A 20,374-nucleotide genomic window follows, 5' to 3' on the forward strand; every position below is an offset into this window, starting at 1 on the left:
AACTACAACAACAAAAAGGAATCCGCCATGCGCCGCACCCTGCTCTCATGCGCCCTGCTGCTCGCCGCCGGGCATGCCGCGGCCAGCACTGCCTGGGTCTCCAACGAGAAGGACAACACCCTCAGCCTGATCGACATGCAGACCCTGCAAGTCACCGACACCCTGCCCGTCGGCCAGCGCCCCCGGGGCCTGCTGCTGTCCCATGACAACAAGCTGCTGTACATCTGCGCCAGCGACTCGGATCGCGTACAGGTGATGGATGTCGCCACGCGCAAGATCATCAAGGAGCTGCCGTCCGGCAAGGACCCCGAGCAATTCGCCCTGCACCCTAACAATCGCTGGCTGTACGTCTCCAACGAAGACGATGCGCTGGTGACGGTGATCGACACCGAAACTTCCAAGGTACTGGGCCAGATCAACGTCGGGGTCGAGCCCGAAGGCATGGCCGTGAGCCCCGACGGCAAATGGGCGGTTAACACCAGCGAAACCACCAACATGCTGCACTGGATCGACACCAGCACCCAGACTCTGGCTGACAGCACGCTGGTCGACCAACGCCCGCGTTTCGTCGAGTTCACCCCCAACGGTACGCAACTGTGGGCCTCGGCGGAAATCGGCGGCACGGTGACCATTCTTGACGTCGCGACCCGCCAGGTGCTCAAGACCCTGACCTTCCAGATCAAGGGCGTGCATCCGGACAAGGTGCAACCGGTGGGCATCAAGCTCAGCGCGGACGGCAAGTACGGTTTCGTCGCCCTCGGCCCGGCCAATCATGTGGCCGTGATTGACGCGAAAACCTTCGAGATCCTCGATTACCTGCTGGTGGGACGGCGAGTCTGGCAGATGGCGTTTACCCCGGATCAGAAGCAATTGCTGGCCACCAATGGCGTGAGCGGTGACGTATCGATAATCGACGTCGACAGCCTCAAGGTCAGCAAGTCGGTCAAGGTCGGACGCTATCCATGGGGCGTGGTGGTCACGCCATGAGCGCGCTGGAGGTCAGGGACCTGAGCTTTGCCTATGGCGCGCGGGAGGCGTTGCGCCAAGTGAGCTTCAGCCTGGCACCGGGGCGCTTTGCTGCGTTGCTGGGCCCCAACGGCGCCGGTAAATCCACGCTGATCGCCTTGCTCACCCGGCTCTATGACCTGCAGCGAGGCGACATTGTCGTGGGTGAGTGCTCGTTGCGCACTGCGCCGCGTCCGGCCCTCAGGCAATTGGGTGTGGTGTTCCAGCAAAGCACCCTGGACCTGGACCTCAGCGTTGAACAGAACCTGCGCTACCATGCGGCACTGCATGGCCTGGCGCGACGCCAGACCGGGCTGCGGGTCGATGCGGAACTGGCGCGCCAGGGCCTGACAGAGCGGCGTGGTGAACGGGTCCGCGAGCTCAATGGCGGCCATCGTCGCCGAGTGGAAATCGCCCGCGCACTGCTGCACGAACCGCGCCTGCTGCTGCTCGACGAAGCCAGTGCGGGACTCGACCCAGCCAGCCGCCTGGCCCTCAACCAGCACATCCGCAGCCTGTGCCACGAGCAACAGATCAGCGTGCTCTGGACCACTCACCTGCTCGACGAAGTGCACTCTGGCGACGACCTATTGATTTTGCATCAAGGGCGCCTGGTCGCCAGCGGTCAGGCTGATGCCCTGAGCCTTGAGCATGGCGGAAACCTGGGTGCAGCCTTCGCGCACCTGACCCACTCGGGAGCTTCACGATGAATGCGTACTGGCAATGCTTCAGCGGCATCGTGCTGCGCGAATGGCTACGCTTCGTGCTGCAACGCACGCGCTTTCTCAGCGCGCTGGTACGGCCATTGTTGTGGCTGCTGGTGTTCGCCGCCGGTTTCCGCGCAGCGCTGGGGATCGCTATCATCGAGCCTTACGACACCTACATACCCTACGAGGTGTACATCATCCCCGGCCTTGCCTGCATGATCCTGCTGTTCAACGGCATGCAGGGTTCGCTGTCGATGGTCTACGACCGGGAGATGGGCAGCATGCGCGTGCTGTTGACCAGCCCGTTGCCGCGAACCTTCCTGCTGTGCAGCAAGCTGCTGGCGACTGCGCTGATTTCGTTGTTGCAGGTGTATGCCTTCCTGGCGATCGCCTGGGTATACGGCGTGCAACCGCCAGCCATGGGCCTGCTGGTGGCCTTGCCCGCGTTGTTGTTGGTGGCGTTGATGCTCAGCGCCCTGGGGTTGCTGCTGTCCAATGCCATCCGCCAGCTGGAGAATTTCGCCGGGGTGATGAATTTCGTGATTTTCCCGTTATTTTTCCTGTCATCGGCCTTGTATCCGCTGTGGAAGATGCGCGAGTCGAGTGAGTGGTTGTATTGGCTATGCGCGCTCAACCCCTTTACCCATGCGGTAGAGTTGGTGCGGTTTGCGCTGTATGAACGGTTCAATCCGCTGGCGCTGGCCGTCTGTATTGGCCTGACGCTGCTATTTGCACTGTTCGCCGTACTCACCTTCAACCCGCAACACGCAGCCCTGCGCAAAGCTACCTGATATCCCCCAGCCCGCTCCCACAGGGGGATGTGTGTTAAACAGGGTTGAAATTACTACTTTAGTACTGGTTTTCCTGTCTATCGTCGCATTCCCAATGCACCGAGACTGGCATGTAATGGGGCTATAACGATAAGGATTGCCCCCATGCCCCGTGCCCGACGTCGCCTTCTGCGTCCCACACTCGCTGTGCTGTCCCTGAGCCTGCTACTCGGCACCGCACAAGCCGACACTGCGTTGTTCTCGGCCGACGGTTATCGCATCAACCTGTACCGCAGCCCTACCCCGGCCCAAGCCCAGGGCGCGACCATCATCGACACCGCCGCCCTGCAACCCCTGTTGACCCAGACACCACGCCCGGTGTTGATCGACGTCTACCGTCGCCAATGGCTGCAAGGGAAATTCATCGAAGACCAACCCCACGAAAATCTACCCGGCAGCCATTGGCTGGCCAATACCGGTGACGGTGATCTGACTCCACCCTGGACCGAGTATTTTGCGCGTAACCTGAAAGCCTTGACTGATGGTGATCAGGCGCGCCCGCTGGTGTTCTACTGCCGCTCCGACTGCTGGTTGAGCTGGAACGCGGTCAAGCGCGCTGCCGCCATGGGCTATAAGACACTGTACTGGTACCGCGACGGCCTGGACGCGTGGCAGGCCGCCAACCTGCCCGTGACAGCCGCCCAGCCCGAACCCTTTCCCTGATCTTTACGCCTGCGTGTTGTTGCCCCACCATAATCAAAATAATGAGGTGAAAGGCTATGTACAAAATTCTGATTGCCGACGATCACCCGCTGTTTCGCGAAGCTATTCACAATGTCATCAGCGACGGGTTCCCGGGCAGTGAAGTGATGGAAACCGCAGACCTGGACAGCGCCCTGCTGTTGACCCAGGATCACGACGATCTCGACCTGATCCTGCTGGACCTGAACATGCCCGGCATGCACGGCCTCAATGGGCTGATCAACCTGCGCAACGAGGCGCCGACCATTCCGGTGGTGATCGTCTCCGCCGAACAGGACAAACAGATCGTGCTGCAAGCCATTACTTATGGCGCGGTGGGTTTCATCACCAAATCCTCGCCACGAGTGCAAATGACCGAGGCCATCCAACAGATCCTCAATGGTAACGTCTACCTGCCGCCGGACATTATTCGCACACAGAAAAGCGGCACCCACCGCAGGATGAACGATACCCCCAGCTTTCCCACGGAGCTGCTCCAGGCGCTGACCCGCAAACAATTGCTGGTATTGGAGCGCATGACCAAGGGCGAATCGAACAAGCAGATCGCTTACACCCTGGAAATCGCCGAGACCACGGTGAAGGCGCACGTCTCGGCGATCCTGCGCAAACTCAACGTGCACAATCGAGTGCAGGCAATTTTGAGTGCGGGTGATATAGACTTCGGCTCATACCTGCGGCGTTAAGTGGCCTGCAGGATCGAGTCGTTCCCATCGCGAGCAGGCTCACTCACACTGGAACTGCGTCGAATTCAATGTGTGAGCCTGCTCGCGATGAGGCCCGCCGTACCAGCACAAGGCTCAAGGCCTGCCGAGCAAATGGCTCATCGCCGTCTTCAGTTTCATCGGCCGCACCGGCTTATGCATCAGGGTGTGGCCCAGCTCGCGAATCTGTAGTTTCAGCTCGTTGCTGTAGTTGGCGGTGATCATCATGGCCGGGATCGTGCAGGCCCGGCGCGCATTGATACGGGCCACAGCGTCCACGCCGTTCTGCTCGTCATCCAGATGGTAATCGGCAATTAGCAGATCGGCATCCTGGTGGTAATTATCCACCTGCCGTGCCAGATCCTGCTCTGACAGCGCCGTGACCACCACACATCCCCAGGTTTCCAGCAAAGTACGCATCCCCGCGCAGATGGCTGCGTCGTTGTCCAGCACCCATACCCGCGCTCCGCGCAGACGCTCCAGCATAGGCTCGCTCATCAGTGGGTTTGGCAAGGCCTTGGGGGCAGTCGCACTGATGGGCACCTCGACAGAAAACATCGACCCCCTGCCCGGCCATGAACGCACATGAATCCGATGCCCCAGTATCCCGGCAATTTTCTCGACGATAGCCAGGCCCAACCCCAGGCCGCGGTCCTGATCGGGACGCTGCACGTCTCCGCGCTTGAACTCCTGGAAAATCTCCTCCAGGCGATTCTCCGCGATGCCCATGCCAGTGTCCCAGACTTCGATCGACAAGCGCTGGTGATGCCGTCGACAGCCCAGCACAACGCGCCCGCTATAGGTATAGCGAATGGCATTGCTGAGCAGATTGCGCAGGATCCTGGCGAGCAACTGAATGTCACTACGTACCAACGCCGAACAACCGATGAAGTGCAGTTCGAGCCCCTCGCTGCGGGCCACTTGGGTGTACTCGGCGGCGAGATTTTCCAGCAGTTCGCTGAGGGCGAACGGCGCTATATCGGCCTTGATCACCCCGGCATCGAGCTTGGAAATGTCCACGAGGGTGCCCAGCAGGGTTTCCACGTCCTCCAGGGAATTACTGACGTTGCGCACCAGGCTCTCGTTGGCCATGGGCTCCCGGCGCTCCAGCAAGGCACTGGTAAACAGCCGTGCGGCATTAAGCGGTTGCAGCAGGTCGTGGCTGACCGCTGCAAGAAATTTGGTCTTCGACAAATTAGCCTGTTCGGCTTCCAGCTTGGCCTCGCGCAGCCGCGACTCTACTCGCCGACGCTCATCGATCTCGCGCAGCAACTGGTCGTTGAGGGTGGTCAGTTCCGCCGTGCGCTCGCGCACGCGCAGCTCCAGGTTTTGATACGCCTGGTGCAGCGCCTCGGCGGTGCGACGGCGCTCGGTGATGTCGCGGATCAGCACGAAGATCCCCACCACTTCCCCGGTGGCCAGGCGATTGGGCACGTAGGAGCGCAACATGTAACGCTCCTGGTTATTGATGTTGGTTTCGGCGAACTCGAACGTTACGCTCTCACCAGCCAGAGCCCGTGCCACGTAGGCTTCCAGGCGCTGATAATGCTGCTCGCTGTGCACTTCGCGCAGGCTTTGGCCGAGCATCACGCCCCGTGGCCAGCAGTACCATTGTTCGTAGACCTTGTTGGTAAACTCGTAGACCAGGTCGGCATTCAGATAGGCGATCAGGGCCGGTACGTGGTCGGTGATCAGGCGAATCCAGCGCTCACTCTCACTCAGGGCTTCAGCGTGCTGGTAGCGCTCGGTGATGTCGGTGAAGGTGTTGACGAAGCCGCCGGTAGGCAACGGGTGAGTGCGAATTTCCAGCACCCGGCCATCGTAGAGGCGCTGTTCGCATTCCTGCACTGGCCGACCATTGCCGTCGCGACTGGCGGGGGTCAGCAGATTCAGTTCGCTGTCGGCGATCACCTCGGCAAACGGACGATGGGCCGCCACGGGTGCCAGGCCGCTCAATTCGAGGAAGCGCCGGTTCCACAGTTCCAGCACGCCTTCGGCATTGACCATCGCCACGCCCTGGGACAAGTTGTCGACCGCACGCTGCAACAGGTGGGATTTTTGCGCCACAGCCTGCTCACGGCGCATGGTCTCACTGAGTTTGACGTCGGTGATGTCGGTAAACAGGATCACCCGACCGCCTTCCTGGGTCGGCCGCTCGCTGACTTGCAGCCAGCGGCCGTCTTGCAGACGATACAACAGGCTTTCGTCGGCATGCCAACGAGGCTCTTCGGTGAACAGACCCGTAGCGCTCATCAGCCGTTTGACCTCGGCCAGGCGCATACCCGCGTTGATCCGCACGCGGCTATTGCCCCAGAACGCCTTGAAACGGCTGTTGAACAGGACGATTCGCTGGTCGGCATCGAACAGCACAAACGCATCGGAAATACTCTCGATGGCATCGATCAAATGTCGATGGGCCGTTTCCGCGCGCAGGCGTGCTTCGCTGAGCAAGTGGTTGCCTGACTTAAGCTCGGCCATGGCCTGGTTCAACGCATCGGTACGCTCACGCACCTGCTCGGCCAGCACCACTGAATGCTGGAACGCCGCGTACGGATCATTGCCCCGGGTGACACCCGACTCGATGCGCTCGATCAGCGCGCTGTTGATCCGCTGCAGTTTATGATTTTCGTGCTCAAGGCTCGCGAGTCGCGCCTGGAGTTCAGCGCGGTCCAGGGGTGCGGCCCCGGGCAATGGCAACGCCGGTGAAGGTCTGGTTGATATGCATGCCATTGAACTGTTCTCCGTAGGTGTTGAATCCCATCACCCGCTGGTCACGCAAAAACGCTCCGACCTGTTCCAGGCTGCCGCTGTTTTCCAGCTCCATGCGTCGCAAGAAACAGTCGCAGCCCAGGGTCAGCAGTAGCTCGCCGAGGCGCTCGTGCAAGCCGTCGAACAGGTCTTGCAGGTTCGGCAGCATCGGCCCCGGCGCCATGGCCGTGAGGACGATGCCGTTTTCCACCGCGCAATAAAAACTCAGGCTCAGGTCCGGATGAACCTGCTGGATCGCGCGCACGTAGTACTGGTCGTTGATGCGCACCGCCAGTGGGTGCGCGGCGAAAATCCGGTGATCGAGATCAGCCACAGGCACGCCGATGTGGCGCGCGTATTCCTCGGCAGCGGGTTCTGCATTGAGCTCGAAGACTCGCCGCAACGCGCTGTCGGCACCGGTCACCACCAGTTTTTCCGCCCGGGGCAGAATGTGATGGGTGGTGAACACTTCGAAATCCAGCCAGGTGTTGACCAGCACTACCACCGCCGCGCCGCTGTGAAATTCGCCGCCAAAATAGACGTGGGTATGCGTGAGATAGTTGTCGTCACCGGCCGAACCACCGAAGTGCGGAATATCGCCCAAGGCAGCGCTGAGGGCTGCCAGGACCATTTCTTCGCGGCTGGACAAGCCATCGAGCAGGGTCAGGGCGAAGCTGTTGCCTTTGATTGGCGCCAGGGTGTTGCTGCGGCAGCCGCCTACCAGGCGCTCGACCATCTGCTGGGCATCGATCAGGCTGAAACGCTCCATTTCGTCGATGAGCTCAGCGTCGATGGAGAAATGCCGATGATCGAAACCCACCGCTGTCACGCAATTGCGCCCGTAGCCCAGCGGGGTTATTTCCCCGGCACTGGTGCAACCCACCAGGCGAATGCCCCCAAAGCTCTGCTGCAACGCCTGGCCCAGCGCCTGCAGGTCGTATTCGGCGGAACAGAAGAACAACACGAATCCCAGGTGCGGATGCAATAACTGCCGCGCCAGTTCCTGAGCCACCTGCTGGGCATCCGTGGCCTGGGACATCGCACTGACCACACCGTCACTGTGAACCTGCTGCATTGTCGCCCCCCGCAGGTGCGCGTGTATGAGGCACGAGTGTACGAACGCGGCAGGCCGCGACCTATGCTACTTGGGTAGCGGGTAGCCGCTTCGATGGGATGAGACTCAACAGGTCCAGGACTTGATGGCGCAAGCTTTTGTGGCGAGGGAGCTGGCTCCCGCTGGACTGCGCAGCAGTCCCCCACCCGGCCGATGCGCGACCAGAATCGGGACCGCTACGCGATCCAGCGGGAGCCAGCTCCCTCGCCACAGGGAATTTGCATTGCTAAAAAGGTTTACCAGGTCAACACCGCCCCCACCGCGAAGGTATCGGTGTCTTCATTCTGCGCACTGGTGTCGTGCCCATTGATTTCGAATTGGTTGTACTCGGCCACCAGCTTGAGGTTGCTGTTGACGTCGTGGAACAGCGCGATGCCGCGGGTCTCGTAATCCGCGCCAGTGCCGACCACACCGTTGCCGTCGTCCTTGGTCTTGCCATAGGACAGCGCCAGGCGATTCTTGCCGAGCTTGTACGAGCCCTGCAGCAGGTAACCGTCGCTGTCGACATTGCGCAACGTCGGTTCACCGGCGTTGTTGGTGAAGAACGGGTTGATGCCCTTGGCCTGGAAGCCGGAGCCGGTCAGCGACAACCCGCCCATCTTCGCCTGCACACCATAACCGACGCCCTTGGAGGTTACCGACTCGACGCTTGAGTCAGTGTTGTCCGAAGTCTGGTAGCTACCGTTGACCCAGCTGTAGATCTGCGCACCGGCCAGGTCGAACTGGTAGGTGATCTCACTCTCGGTCCGCGGGTTTTCCTGGTAGGCCTTACCCGTCGGGCTGCTGTCGTTAGTGTCGACCGGGTCCATGATCCCCACCGCCACCCGCAAACCCTCCATCACCGGGGTACGGTAGGTGATCTGCGAAGTGGGGAACGGGTACGGATAACCACTGCCGATATTGCCGAACGACACACCACCGCCATCCACCAGGCCCAGCGTATCGCTGACCTGGCCGTAACCGGCGAGCAGTTCGTCGAGCAGGATGTTGGAGCGGGCAAACAGGCCAAAGTCCTTACCTATCAGCACCTCGCCCCACTCGGGGTTGGCCACCGTGCCGTAGAACTGCCGGACGTCGATGGCCGTGTCAGTGCCGTTGGTTTCACTGTCGTTGATGGTCACCCAGAACGAGGCCCGTGCACCCAGCTTCAGGTCATCGATCTGCTTGCCCATGTTGAAGCCCAGGTAATTGGGCAGGAAGCCCATCTTGACCCGCGCCTGCCGCCGGTCGTACTGCTCGCCGGCGCGATCAACGTCGCTGTTGACGTAGAAGGCGTTGATGTAGCCGTCGGTGGAAAAGGTCGTCTGGTCCTTGTCGTACAGCACGATCTCGGCTTCGGCCATCGGGCACAAGCCCAGAGCCGAAAGGCTGGCGATTAAGGCAGGCAAGTAACGATGCTTGAAATTTTTATTGTTGTGCATGACGCGCTCCGCTGCGGGGACTGAATGTCGGAGGCGATTATCGAAAGCACACCGGCGGCGTCATACACTGCCTTGGAGGCGGTTATCAGGTGCTTTGGATCGGCAGGGGCGGTGCGGCAAGTTCGGCGTAAGACCGGGCCGCGCCTGGGCCCGCCACTTAGGATGTAAGACGCTCAGACGCTTGCGCGCACCAGCATGTAGGCCGCAATGAGTAGGCACAGGCTGGAGAATCCGACCTGCAGGGCCCGGGCCGGAACCCGCGCACTGAAACGACGGCCGATGATCATGCCGACGATGCTGGCGACTATGAAGCTCACGCCCAGGCCGTCGATACGCACTCCTGCGTGGAATGCGCCGATCACTCCGATGGCCGAGATCAGGCTGATCACCATCAGGGAAGTGGCGACGATGCCGCGCATCTGCACATCAGTCAGCTGCTTGAACGCCGGGACGATCAGGAAGCCGCCGCCCACTCCGAGCAAGCCCGACACCACCCCGGTGACTGCGCCCAGTGCGGCGAGGGTCGCAGTGCATTTGGCGGTCCAGGAAAAGCGCCCGGTCTGCTGGTCCAGCATGCAGTTTTTCTGGCCCCAGTTGGCGTGGCCGTGGTCGCTCGGCCCTTCGCCATGGCGCTCGCGACGCAGCATGCGCCAGGCGACCATGATCATGAGCAGGCTGAACAGCATCATCAGGACCTTTTCCGGAAGCTGATGAGCGAAAAAAATGCCCACCGGCGAAAAGACTGCCCCCAGCAGTGCAATGAGCAAAGCTGCGCGATAACGCACCAGCCCGTGGCGCAGACCGTCGATGGCGCCGACAGCGGCCGCACTGCCCACGGCAAACAGGGCAATGGGCGCTGCCTGGGTCATGCTCAGGCCGAGCCCCAACACCAGCGCCGGCACCGCCAGAATGCCGCCCCCCGCCCCGGTCAATCCAAGGACCAGGCCCATCACTAAACCAAAGAAAATCGCCAGTAACATAAAAGATCGTGATCCATGAAAAGCCGGGAACGCCCAGTATCGATGGTGTACAGGATAGAGGCAGGGCACGATTTTTCCTTCTCCAAATTCCCCAGGACTGGCCAATCCGGGGCAAATGAATCTACGCTGAACGCTTGTCCCACGAAGAACCGGCCAACATGCCTGCCCTGATTGAAGCTTTCCTTGACCCCGCCTCATCGACCTGGAGCTACGTGATTTACGAGGGCGATGGCAGTGCCTGCGCGATCGTTGACCCGGTCCTGGATTACGACGCGGCGGCCGGTCGCACCGGTGCGGCCCAGGCCGATCGCATCAGTGCGTTTGTGCGCACTCATCAATTGCAGGTTCAGTGGTTGCTGGAGACCCACGCTCACGCCGATCACCTGTCGGCCGCGCCTTACCTGCGTCGGGAACTGGGCGGCAAAATCGCAATCGGCCGGTCGATCAGCAAGGTCCAGGACGTATTCAAGAGCCTGTTCAATCTTGAACCCGGGTTTGCCGTCGACGGCTCGCAGTTCGATCATCTGTTCGCGCCAGACGAGTCATTCATGATCGGCAATCTCAAGGCCTGTGCCTTGCATGTACCTGGCCATACGCCGGCGGACATGGCCTATCTGATCGACAGCAGCCTGATTCTGGTGGGCGATACGCTATTCATGCCGGACGTAGGCACCGCCCGCTGCGACTTTCCCGGAGGCGATGCCGGCCAGATGTTCGCCTCGATTCACAAGCTGCTGGCGTTTCCGGCCAGCGTGAATCTGTACGTCTGCCACGATTACCCGCCAGAGGGCCGCGAGCCCTGCTGTTTGACCACGGTTGGCGAGCAGCGCAGAAACAACATTCATGTGCGTGACGGGGTCGATGAAGCCGAGTTTGTGGCCATGCGTAATCAGCGCGATGCCAGTTTGGGCATGCCGAACCTGCTGCTGCCGGCGATCCAGGTGAATGTGCGGGCGGGGAATTTTCCGCCAGCGGAGGATAATGGCGTGACCTACCTTAAAATCCCCCTGAACAAATTCTGAACCATTGTGGGAGCCGGCTTGCTGGCTCCTACTCACGTCGCCAGCGTCAACCCATTCGCCGGCAACGGCAGCGCCGTCTTGTAGCGCACCTGCTTGAGCGCAAAGCTTGAGCGAATATTCGCCACCCCCGGCACCTTGGTCAGAAAATCCATCATGAAGCGTTCCAGCGACTGGATGGTCGGCACCAGCACCCGGATCAAATAGTCCGGGTCGCCGGCCATCAAGTAGCACTCCATAACTTCGGGCCGATCGGAAATCGCCTCCTCGAAATGCTGCAACACCTCCTCTACCTGTTTTTCCAGGCTGACGTGAATGAACACGTTGACGTGCAACCCCAGCAACTCGGCGTCCAGCAGCGTGACCTGCTCGCGAATCAGTCCCAGTTCCTCCATCGCCTTGACCCGATTGAAGCACGGGGTCGGCGACAGGTTAACCGAGCGCGCCAGGTCGGCGTTGGTGATGCGCGCATTCTCCTGAAGGCTGTTGAGAATGCCAATGTCAGTACGATCCAGTTTGCGCATGAGACAAAATCACCTGTTTTTTATGTTTATGCAGGTTTTTTATCCTCAAATGATCTTGGGCGCAACGAAACAGAGAGAAATATTCTTCTTGAGCGAGCCTATGATTGTTGTAGGACAAGATTTCTTCCATAGAAGAATGACCGTCAGCTCACTACAAGAAATTCACAAGATCGAGCGTAGAAGCCATGAATCAAGCGTACGAACCGCTGCGCCTGCACGTTCCCGAGCCGTCGGGTCGCCCAGGCTGCAAAACCGACTTCTCCTACCTGCGTCTGACCGATGCCGGTACGGTGCGCAAACCTCCAATCGACGTCGAACCAGCCGATACGGCGGACCTGGCCAAGGGCCTGATTCGCGTACTCGACGACGAAGGCAATGCGCTGGGCCCATGGGCCGAAGGCGTGCCAGTCGAGATTTTGCGCAAAGGCATGCGCGCCATGCTCAAGACTCGCATCTTCGACAACCGCATGGTGGTCGCCCAGCGCCAGAAAAAAATGTCGTTCTACATGCAGAGTCTCGGCGAAGAAGCCATCGGCAGCGCCCAGGCCCTGGCCTTGAACATCGACGATATGTGTTTCCCGACCTATCGCCAGCAGAGCATTCTGATGGCCCGGGAAGTACCTCTGGTAGATCTGATCTGCCAACTGCTCTCCAACGAGCGCGATCCGCTCAAGGGCCGTCAGTTGCCGATCATGTATTCGGTACGCGATCACGGCTTCTTCACTATCTCCGGTAACCTTGCCACCCAGTTCGTCCAGGGTGTGGGCTGGGGCATGGCCTCGGCCATCAAAGGCGACACCAAAATTGCCTCGGCCTGGATTGGTGACGGCGCCACCGCCGAATCCGACTTCCATACCGCCCTTACCTTCGCCCACGTCTACCGCGCGCCAGTGATCCTCAACGTGGTCAACAACCAATGGGCGATCTCGACCTTCCAGGCCATTGCCGGCGGTGAAGCCACTACCTTCGCCGGTCGCGGCGTAGGCTGTGGAATTGCCTCACTGCGGGTCGATGGCAACGATTTCGTCGCGGTCTATGCCGCCTCGGCCTGGGCCGCGGAGCGGGCGCGCCGCAACCTGGGGCCAACCATGCTGGAATGGGTGACGTACCGCGCCGGTCCCCACTCCACTTCCGATGACCCTTCCAAGTACCGCCCTGCCGACGACTGGAGTTATTTCCCGTTGGGCGACCCGATTGCGCGCCTCAAGCAGCATCTGGTGAAAATCGGCCAGTGGTCCGAAGAGGAACACGTCGCCGTCAGCGCCGAACTGGAAGCCGAAGTCATTGCCGCGCAGAAAGAAGCCGAGAAGTACGGCACCCTCGCCGGGGGCCAGATTCCGAGCGCCGCGACCATGTTCGAGGACGTCTACAAAGAGATGCCGGAGCACTTGAAGCGCCAGCGTCAGGAGTTGGGGATCTGACATGAACGATCACAACAACAATATCGAGCTGGAAACCGCCATGACCACGACCACCATGACCATGATCCAGGCCCTGCGCTCGGCCATGGATGTGATGCTTGAACGTGATGACAACGTCGTGGTCTTCGGCCAGGATGTGGGCTACTTCGGTGGCGTGTTCCGTTGCACTGAAGGTCTACAGACCAAGTACGGCACCTCCCGGGTGTTTGACGCCCCCATTTCCGAAAGCGGCATCGTCGGCGTTGCTGTAGGCATGGGTGCCTACGGCCTGCGTCCGGTCGCCGAGATCCAGTTCGCCGACTACGTTTACCCGGCGTCGGACCAGATCATTTCCGAAGCCGCGCGCCTGCGCTATCGCTCGGCGGGCGAATTCACCGCCCCGATGACCCTGCGCATGCCTTGCGGCGGTGGCATCTACGGTGGTCAGACCCACAGCCAGAGCATCGAGGCGATGTTCACCCAGGTATGCGGCTTGCGCACGGTGATGCCGTCCAACCCCTACGACGCCAAGGGCCTGCTGATCGCCTCCATCGAAAACGATGACCCGGTGATCTTCCTTGAACCTAAACGCCTGTACAACGGCCCGTTCGACGGTCATCACGACCGTCCGGTAACCCCATGGTCGAAACACCCCTCGGCGCAAGTGCCCGACGGCTACTACACCGTACCGCTGGACGTCGCCGCGATCGCCCGTCCGGGCAAGGATGTAACCATCCTCACCTACGGCACGACGGTCTATGTGTCGCAAGTTGCCGCCGAAGAAACCGGCATCGACGCTGAAGTCATCGACCTGCGCAGCCTGTGGCCGCTGGACCTGGAAACCATCGTCAAATCGGTGAAGAAAACCGGTCGTTGCGTGATCGTTCACGAAGCGACCCGCACCTGCGGTTTCGGCGCCGAACTGGCCGCCCTTGTTCAAGAACACTGCTTCCACTACCTGGAAGCGCCTATCGAGCGCGTCACCGGTTGGGACACCCCCTACCCGCACGCGCAAGAGTGGGCGTATTTCCCTGGCCCGACCCGAGTGGGCGCGGCTTTGCATCGGGTTATGGAGGTCTGAATGGGCACGCACGTTATCAAGATGCCGGACATTGGCGAAGGCATTGCAGAAGTTGAATTGTCGGTGTGGCACGTCAAAGTTGGTGACCTGGTCGTCGAGGATCAGGTGCTGGCCGATGTGATGACCGACAAGGCGATGGTCGATATTCCATCACCGGTTCATGGCAAGGTGATTTCTTTGGGCGGTGTGCCTGGGGAAGTCATGGCGGTCGGCAGCGTCCTGATCAGCATTGAGGTCGAAGGCGCCGGCAACATTAAAGAGTCGGCTCAGCCAGTGGTTGCCGCTGTGAAAGAAGCACCTGCGCCGAAAGTGGAAGCCGCTGTAGAAAACAAACCAGTCGCTACCGCAGCGCCACGAGTGGCTGTTTGCCAAGGTCCGATAGTGGCTCGCGAGGCTGATGAACGCCCGCTGGCCTCCCCGGCCGTGCGTAAACACGCACTCGATCTGGGCATCCAGTTGCGTCTGGTGCGTGGCACAGGGCCTGCCGGTCGCGTGTTGCACGAAGACCTCGACGCCTATCTGGCGCAAGGTCAGTCGACTGTATCGACCGCAGCCGCGTATGCGCAGCGTAACGACGAGGAGCAAATCCCGGTCATCGGCATGCGCCGCAAGATCGCCCAGCGCATGCAGGACGCCACCCAGCGTGCCGCCCACTTCAGTTATGTCGAGGAAATCGACGTTACGGCCGTGGAAGAACTGCGCGCGCACCTGAACGAAAAACACGGCGCCAGCCGCGGCAAGTTGACCCTGTTGCCGTTCCTGGTTCGCGCCCTGGTGGTTGCCCTACGGGATTTCCCGCAGATCAACGCCCGTTACGACGACGAAGCCCAGGTCATCACCCGCCTTGGCGCGGTACATGTGGGCATCGCAACCCAGGCCGGCGGCGGCTTGATGGTGCCCGTAGTGCGTCACGCCGAGGCCCGCAGCCTGTGGGACAACGCTGCAGAAATCTCGCGCCTGGCCACCGCAGCACGCAACGGCAAGGCCAGCCGCGACGAGCTGTCCGGCTCGAGCATCACCCTGACCAGCCTCGGCGCCCTGGGTGGGATTGTCAGCACCCCGGTGCTTAACCTGCCGGAAGTGGCCATTGTCGGCGTCAACAAGATCGTCGAGCGGCCGATGGTGGTCAAAGGCCAGATCGTGATTCGCAAGATGATGAACCTCTCCAGCTCCTTCGATCACCGTGTGGTCGATGGCATGGACGCGGCGCAATTTATCCAGGCTGTGCGCGGCTTGCTCGAACAACCCGCCACCCTGTTTGTGGAGTAGGTCATGCAACAGACTTTGAACACTACGCTGCTGATCATTGGTGGCGGCCCTGGCGGCTATGTCACGGCGATCCGTGCCGGTCAGTTGGGCATCCCGACTATCCTGGTGGAAGGCCAATCGCTTGGCGGCACCTGCCTGAACATTGGCTGCATCCCGTCCAAGGCCTTGATTCACGTCGCCGAGCAGTTCCACCAAACTCGCCAACACAGTCAGCACTCGGCCCTGGGTATCAGCGTTGGGGAGCCTGGCCTGGACATCGGCAAAAGCGTCGAATGGAAGGACGGCATCGTTGATCGCCTGACCACCGGCGTCGCCGCACTGCTGAAAAAGAACAAGGTCCAGGTCATTCAGGGCTGGGCCAGGATCATCGACGGCAAAAACGTCGAGGTCGGCGACACCCGAATCCAGTGCGAGCACCTTGTGTTGGCTACCGGCTCGAAAAGCGTGAACCTGCCGATGCTGCCGATCGGCGGTCCGATCATTTCATCGACTGAAGCCCTGGCGCCGACCTCGGTGCCCAAGCGCCTGATCGTCGTTGGCGGTGGTTATATCGGCCTGGAGCTGGGAATTGCCTATCGCAAACTCGGCGCTGACGTGAGCGTGGTCGAAGCCCAGGATCGCATCCTGCCCGCCTACGACGCGGAACTGACCCAACCGGTGCACGAGGAACTGAAAAAACTCGGCGTGAAGCTTTACTTGAAGCATAGCGTCGAAGGCTTTGATTCTTCTAGTAATACTCTACAAGTTCGTGAGCCTGGCGGCGACACGCTGAACCTGGAAATGGATCAGGTGCTGGTGGCCGTCGGTCGCAAACCGAACACTCAGGGCTGGAATCTTGAAGCGCTGAATCTGGACATGAACGGCGCGGCGATCACAATCGACAGCCGCTGCCAGACCAGCATGCGCAACGTGTACGCCATCGGCGACCTGAGCGGCGAACCCATGCTCGCGCACCGGGCCATGGCCCAGGGCGAAATGGTCGCCGAGCTGATCAGTGGTAAATCCCGCGAGTTCAGCCCCACCGCCATCGCCGCCGTGTGCTTCACCGACCCGGAATTGGTGGTGGTCGGCAAGACCCCCGACGATGCCAAGGCTGCCGGGCTGGACTGTATTGTTTCGAGCTTCCCGTTCGCGGCCAATGGCCGGGCGATGACACTGGAATCCAAAAGCGGCTTCGTGCGCGTCGTGGCACGGCGGGACAATCATGTGATTGTCGGCTGGCAGGCGGTCGGGGTCGGGGTTTCGGAGTTGTCGACTGCGTTCGGCCAGAGCCTGGAAATGGGCGCTCGCCTGGAAGACATCGCCGGCACCATCCATGCGCATCCGACGCTGGGTGAAGCGGTGCAGGAAGCAGCATTACGTGCTCTGGGGCATGCGCTGCACCTCTAACTTCGATCACTGTGGCGAGGGAGCTTGCTCCCGCTGGGGCGCGAAGCGGCCCTTATTTGACTTCCTGGCACACCGCGTCGTCTGGATTTGCGACTGCTTCGCCGCCGAACGGGAGCAAGCTCCCTAGCCACAGGATTGAGAACAATGAAGAATCGGCGACATATTTCATGAGCAGGCTAAGAAATCTGCCAATCAGCCGATAGTCCGGGCTGCGAAACCGGTCCGGAATGAAGTATTGTTGTCCCCATCCAAAAAACGTCAGAAGCCTTGAACCGCTTTGGCGGTTGTTCAGTGATAGAGGGTGTCATGGGTAACGAAAGCATCAATTGGGACAAGCTGGGTTTTGATTACATCAAGACAGACAAGCGCTATCTCTCGTACTGGCGTAACGGCGAGTGGGACAAAGGCACCCTCACCGAAGACAACGTGCTGCACATCAGCGAAGGCTCCACTGCCCTTCACTATGGCCAGCAATGCTTCGAAGGCATGAAGGCCTATCGTTGCAAGGACGGCTCGATCAACCTGTTCCGCCCGGACCAGAACGCCCTGCGCATGCAACGCAGTTGTGCGCGTCTGCTGATGCCGTTCGTCGAAACCGAGCAGTTCATCGAGGCCTGCAAAGAAGTGGTTCGTGCCAACGAGCGCTTCATCCCGCCTTACGGGACAGGCGGCGCGCTGTACCTGCGCCCGTTCGTGATCGGTGTGGGTGACAACATCGGCGTGCGTACTGCGCCGGAGTTCATCTTCTCGATTTTCTGCATTCCGGTCGGCGCCTACTTCAAGGGCGGCCTGACGCCGCACAACTTCCTGATTTCCAGCTACGACCGCGCCGCCCCACAAGGCACCGGCGCGGCCAAGGTCGGTGGCAACTACGCAGCGAGCCTGATGCCAGGTTCCCTGGCCAAGAAAGCTCACTTCGCCGACTGCATCTACCTGGACCCAATGACCCACACCAAAATCGAAGAAGTGGGCTCGGCTAACTTCTTCGGGATCACCCACGACAACAAGTTCGTCACGCCGAACTCGCCGTCGGTACTGCCGGGCATCACCCGTCTGTCGCTGATTGAGTTGGCCAAATCGCGCTTGGGCCTGGAAGTGGTTGAAGGTGACGTGCTCATCAACAAGCTGTCGGACTTCAAGGAAGCCGGCGCTTGCGGTACCGCTGCGGTGATCACCCCGATCGGCGGTATCAGCTACAACGACCATCTGCACGTGTTCCACAGCGAAACCGAGGTTGGCCCGGTTACCCAGAAGCTTTACAAGGAGCTGACCGGGGTACAGACCGGCGATATCGAAGCGCCAGCTGGCTGGATCGTCAAGGTTTGACCTGACGCTCGCGACATCCCGACCCTCCATTGCTCACGCAATGGGGGGCTTTTTTTGCCTGGGCTATAACAGAGCTGGATAAATCTGCTCCTACGGGGTTCCTATGGGACCTCTCGATGTTAGTCTGACCAATCCTCTTACCCTGCCTGCCCTTGATTCCGCTGGCCTGACCATCCTGCTGTTTGCCAGTACGAGCCTGGGTGATCAAACCCGGTATCAACGCGCCCTCGGGCAAGTTCTTCCAGAACCGAGCAGGCAAATGTCCTTCCATGACCTTGGGATTCAATCGCGCCGGGTTGAAAATATGGCTGTAGTAGGTCAGCCACATGTCAGCGTGAGGATCGTCTACGTTCTGTGACATCTGCTGCCATTCCACCGGACATTGACGCAGGTAGCTCAATTGCTCGCCGTCGTAGTACACGCCGTCCCTGGGCGTCGCAATCATCCAGCGATGCCGCCCCATGCGACCAATAAAATGTTCGCTGGCACTGTGCAGGATGTCGTGGGCGGGCTCGTGCCAGGCGACGTATTGCGGCCCCACGCATCCGGGTAACTCAACAAACCTCACAAATGCATGTAAATGATGAGATTCGCGCTGTACCTGCTTGATTCTCCGCTGTAATTCACTGCCCAGCTTATCCCCGGCCATCATCGCGGTGCGGTCACCATGACTGACTCGCCACAGCACTTCATACAACAGGCTCCAGCGCTGATCGCCGCGATAACGGGCGGCCTGTTCCAGAGTGTCGAGCAGCGTTCGCGGAATACGCGCTAGAAACGGCCCCTGGGATTCGGGCAAGGTGTGATCACTGGCAAACAAGTCCTGCACACCCTCGCTGGCCCACGCCACCAGGCTTGGATCAATCTCATGGCTGAGCAGCCAACGCGCTTGATGGCGCCAAGTGTCGAACAGGTCGTCGCAATCGAGATTGATCATCCCCACAAGCCCATCTGCTGCGGTTGCGGGCGGTCGCGCAGCTGTTGGTAGAGCAAATGGCTGGTGACTTCCGCCTGCTGCGGGTGGTAATCGCTGGTGATGAAAAACGGCTTGGCCTTGGCCAGCACGCAGCGCATGCGCGCCAGGTCCTCATATCGAATCCGGCGCTGACGGCGCAGTTCCACCAGGCGCTCGGTCGTACGCAGGCCAATCCCGGGAATACGCGAGATCAGGGAGGCCTCGGCGCGGTTGAGGTCCAGTGGAAAGATGTCACGATTTTCCAGCGCCCAGGCCAATTTAGGGTCGATGTCCAACGCCAGGTGGCCCGGGCCTTTGAACAACTCCCCGGCGGTGTAGCCATAACTGCGCAGCAAGAAGTCGGCCTGGTACAAGCGGTGCTCACGCATCAACGGTGGCGCGGCGAGGGGCACGCTTTTCGGGCTGTCGGGTATCGGGCTGAACGCCGAATAATAGACCCGGCGTAATTTGAAGTTGCCGTACAGCGACTGGGCACTATGCAAAATGGTGCTGTCATCGGTGTCATCGGCGCCCACGATCATCTGCGTGCTCTGCCCGGCCGGCGCGAACCTGGGTGCTCGCGGCTCGTTCAAAACGGTCTGAACGCCTGTGTAGATAGTCTGCATTGCGCCCTTGATCGAACCGATGTGTTTTTCCGGCGCCAGGGTTTGCAAGCTGGCGTCGGTAGGCAACTCGATATTGACGCTCAACCGGTCGGCATAGCGCCCCGCTTGCTCGATCAGCGCCGGATCGGCCTCGGGAATGGTCTTGAGGTGGATATATCCGCGAAATTCATGTTCTTCACGCAATAACCGCGCAACCCGAATCAATTGCTCCATGGTGTAATCCGCCGAACGGATGATCCCGGAGCTCAGAAACAACCCACTGACGCAGTTACGCCGATAGAAATCCATGGTCAGCGTAACTACTTCTTCCGGGGTGAACCGCGCCCTTGGCACGTCGCTGGAGCGGCGGTTGACGCAGTACTGGCAGTCGTAAAGACAGAAGTTGGTCAGCAGAATCTTCAGCAGCGAGACGCAGCGTCCATCCGGGGTATAGCTGTGACAAATGCCCATGCCATTGCTCGCACCCAGGCCGCTTTTGCCCTCCGAGCTGCGCTTGGGCGCACCGCTGCTGGCGCAGGACGCATCGTACTTGGCGGCGTCGGCGAGAATGCTGAGCTTGTCGATGAGTTCCATGGGG

18 protein-coding genes are annotated in these 20,374 nt (G+C 60.4%); 11 read left to right on the forward strand and 7 right to left on the reverse strand.

The window, feature by feature from the left end; genetic code table 11:
* Positions 1–27: 27 nt before the first annotated feature.
* The 5 genes from L9059_RS04070 to L9059_RS04090 all read left to right on the forward strand — a co-directional run bounded on the left by L9059_RS04070 (position 28) and on the right by L9059_RS04090 (position 3,927).
* Positions 28–987 (forward strand): YVTN family beta-propeller repeat protein, encoded by a 960-nt coding sequence (locus tag L9059_RS04070; protein WP_247288091.1) that lies wholly within the window; start codon positions 28–30, stop codon positions 985–987.
* Positions 984–1,715 (forward strand): ABC transporter ATP-binding protein, encoded by a 732-nt coding sequence (locus tag L9059_RS04075; protein WP_247288093.1) that lies wholly within the window; start codon positions 984–986, stop codon positions 1,713–1,715. The genes L9059_RS04070 and L9059_RS04075 overlap by 4 nt, the downstream gene beginning before the upstream one ends.
* Positions 1,712–2,503 carry an ABC transporter permease gene (locus L9059_RS04080; RefSeq protein ID WP_247288111.1) on the forward strand — a complete coding sequence of 264 codons (792 nt, stop codon included), beginning with the start codon at positions 1,712–1,714 and terminating at the stop codon, positions 2,501–2,503. Before L9059_RS04075 ends, L9059_RS04080 begins: the two co-directional genes overlap by 4 nt.
* 144 nt (positions 2,504–2,647) lie before the next feature.
* Positions 2,648–3,205: a PQQ-dependent catabolism-associated CXXCW motif protein gene (locus tag L9059_RS04085; protein WP_247288113.1), complete on the forward strand. Its 558-nt coding sequence runs from the start codon at positions 2,648–2,650 to the stop codon at positions 3,203–3,205.
* A gap of 56 nt (positions 3,206–3,261) precedes the next feature.
* A complete protein-coding gene (locus L9059_RS04090; protein WP_247288115.1) occupies positions 3,262–3,927 on the forward strand; it encodes a response regulator in 666 nt (221 codons plus the stop codon).
* A 114-nt stretch (positions 3,928–4,041) separates the two neighbouring features.
* On the opposite strand, the gene nahK is transcribed toward L9059_RS04090, so the two are convergent.
* From nahK to L9059_RS04110, 4 genes are all read right to left on the reverse strand, one after another.
* Positions 4,042–6,636, reverse strand: coding sequence for a hybrid sensor histidine kinase/response regulator NahK/ErcS' (gene nahK, locus L9059_RS04095; RefSeq protein WP_247288313.1), 2,595 nt, complete (start codon positions 6,634–6,636; stop codon positions 4,042–4,044).
* Positions 6,605–7,768: a nitric oxide-sensing protein NosP gene (gene nosP, locus L9059_RS04100; RefSeq protein ID WP_247288125.1), complete on the reverse strand. Its 1,164-nt coding sequence runs from the start codon at positions 7,766–7,768 to the stop codon at positions 6,605–6,607. Before nosP ends, nahK begins: the two co-directional genes overlap by 32 nt.
* 275 nt (positions 7,769–8,043) lie before the next feature.
* Positions 8,044–9,228 (reverse strand): porin, encoded by a 1,185-nt coding sequence (locus L9059_RS04105; RefSeq protein WP_247288127.1) that lies wholly within the window; start codon positions 9,226–9,228, stop codon positions 8,044–8,046.
* 173 nt (positions 9,229–9,401) lie between these two features.
* Positions 9,402–10,208 (reverse strand): sulfite exporter TauE/SafE family protein, encoded by an 807-nt coding sequence (locus L9059_RS04110; RefSeq protein WP_247288129.1) that lies wholly within the window; start codon positions 10,206–10,208, stop codon positions 9,402–9,404.
* A gap of 158 nt (positions 10,209–10,366) precedes the next feature.
* On the opposite strand from L9059_RS04110, the gene L9059_RS04115 reads away from it, so the two are divergent.
* A complete protein-coding gene (locus L9059_RS04115; RefSeq protein ID WP_247288131.1) occupies positions 10,367–11,230 on the forward strand; it encodes an MBL fold metallo-hydrolase in 864 nt (287 codons plus the stop codon).
* A 32-nt stretch (positions 11,231–11,262) separates the two neighbouring features.
* On the opposite strand, the gene bkdR is transcribed toward L9059_RS04115, so the two are convergent.
* Complete coding sequence (gene bkdR / locus L9059_RS04120; protein WP_247288141.1) at positions 11,263–11,751, reverse strand: Bkd operon transcriptional regulator BkdR; 489 nt, start codon at positions 11,749–11,751, stop codon at positions 11,263–11,265.
* Positions 11,752–11,936: 185 nt separating this feature from the next.
* On the opposite strand from bkdR, the gene L9059_RS04125 reads away from it, so the two are divergent.
* The 5 genes from L9059_RS04125 to L9059_RS04145 all read left to right on the forward strand — a co-directional run bounded on the left by L9059_RS04125 (position 11,937) and on the right by L9059_RS04145 (position 18,216).
* Positions 11,937–13,172 (forward strand): 3-methyl-2-oxobutanoate dehydrogenase (2-methylpropanoyl-transferring) subunit alpha, encoded by a 1,236-nt coding sequence (locus L9059_RS04125; protein WP_247288143.1) that lies wholly within the window; start codon positions 11,937–11,939, stop codon positions 13,170–13,172.
* A gap of 1 nt (position 13,173) precedes the next feature.
* Positions 13,174–14,232, forward strand: a complete 1,059-nt coding sequence (locus tag L9059_RS04130; protein WP_045057695.1) for an alpha-ketoacid dehydrogenase subunit beta — start codon at positions 13,174–13,176, stop codon at positions 14,230–14,232.
* Complete coding sequence (locus tag L9059_RS04135; protein WP_247288145.1) at positions 14,233–15,501, forward strand: dihydrolipoamide acetyltransferase family protein; 1,269 nt, start codon at positions 14,233–14,235, stop codon at positions 15,499–15,501.
* Positions 15,502–15,504: 3 nt separating this feature from the next.
* Positions 15,505–16,890, forward strand: coding sequence for a dihydrolipoyl dehydrogenase (lpdA, locus tag L9059_RS04140; protein WP_247288146.1), 1,386 nt, complete (start codon positions 15,505–15,507; stop codon positions 16,888–16,890).
* A gap of 306 nt (positions 16,891–17,196) precedes the next feature.
* Positions 17,197–18,216 carry a branched-chain amino acid aminotransferase gene (locus tag L9059_RS04145; RefSeq protein WP_247288148.1) on the forward strand — a complete coding sequence of 340 codons (1,020 nt, stop codon included), beginning with the start codon at positions 17,197–17,199 and terminating at the stop codon, positions 18,214–18,216.
* Here the strand turns inward: L9059_RS04145 and L9059_RS04150 are convergent.
* Both L9059_RS04150 and L9059_RS04155 read right to left on the reverse strand, forming a co-directional pair.
* Complete coding sequence (locus L9059_RS04150; protein WP_247288150.1) at positions 18,206–19,153, reverse strand: TIGR03915 family putative DNA repair protein; 948 nt, start codon at positions 19,151–19,153, stop codon at positions 18,206–18,208. The two genes, L9059_RS04145 and L9059_RS04150, sit on opposite strands and share 11 nt — an antisense overlap.
* Positions 19,150–20,370, reverse strand: coding sequence for a putative DNA modification/repair radical SAM protein (locus tag L9059_RS04155; RefSeq protein ID WP_122839587.1), 1,221 nt, complete (start codon positions 20,368–20,370; stop codon positions 19,150–19,152). The genes L9059_RS04150 and L9059_RS04155 overlap by 4 nt, the downstream gene beginning before the upstream one ends.
* Positions 20,371–20,374 lie beyond the last annotated feature (4 nt).

Source organism: Pseudomonas violetae, from assembly GCF_023072615.1.
GTDB classification, from domain to species: Bacteria; Pseudomonadota; Gammaproteobacteria; order Pseudomonadales; family Pseudomonadaceae; genus Aquipseudomonas; species Aquipseudomonas violetae.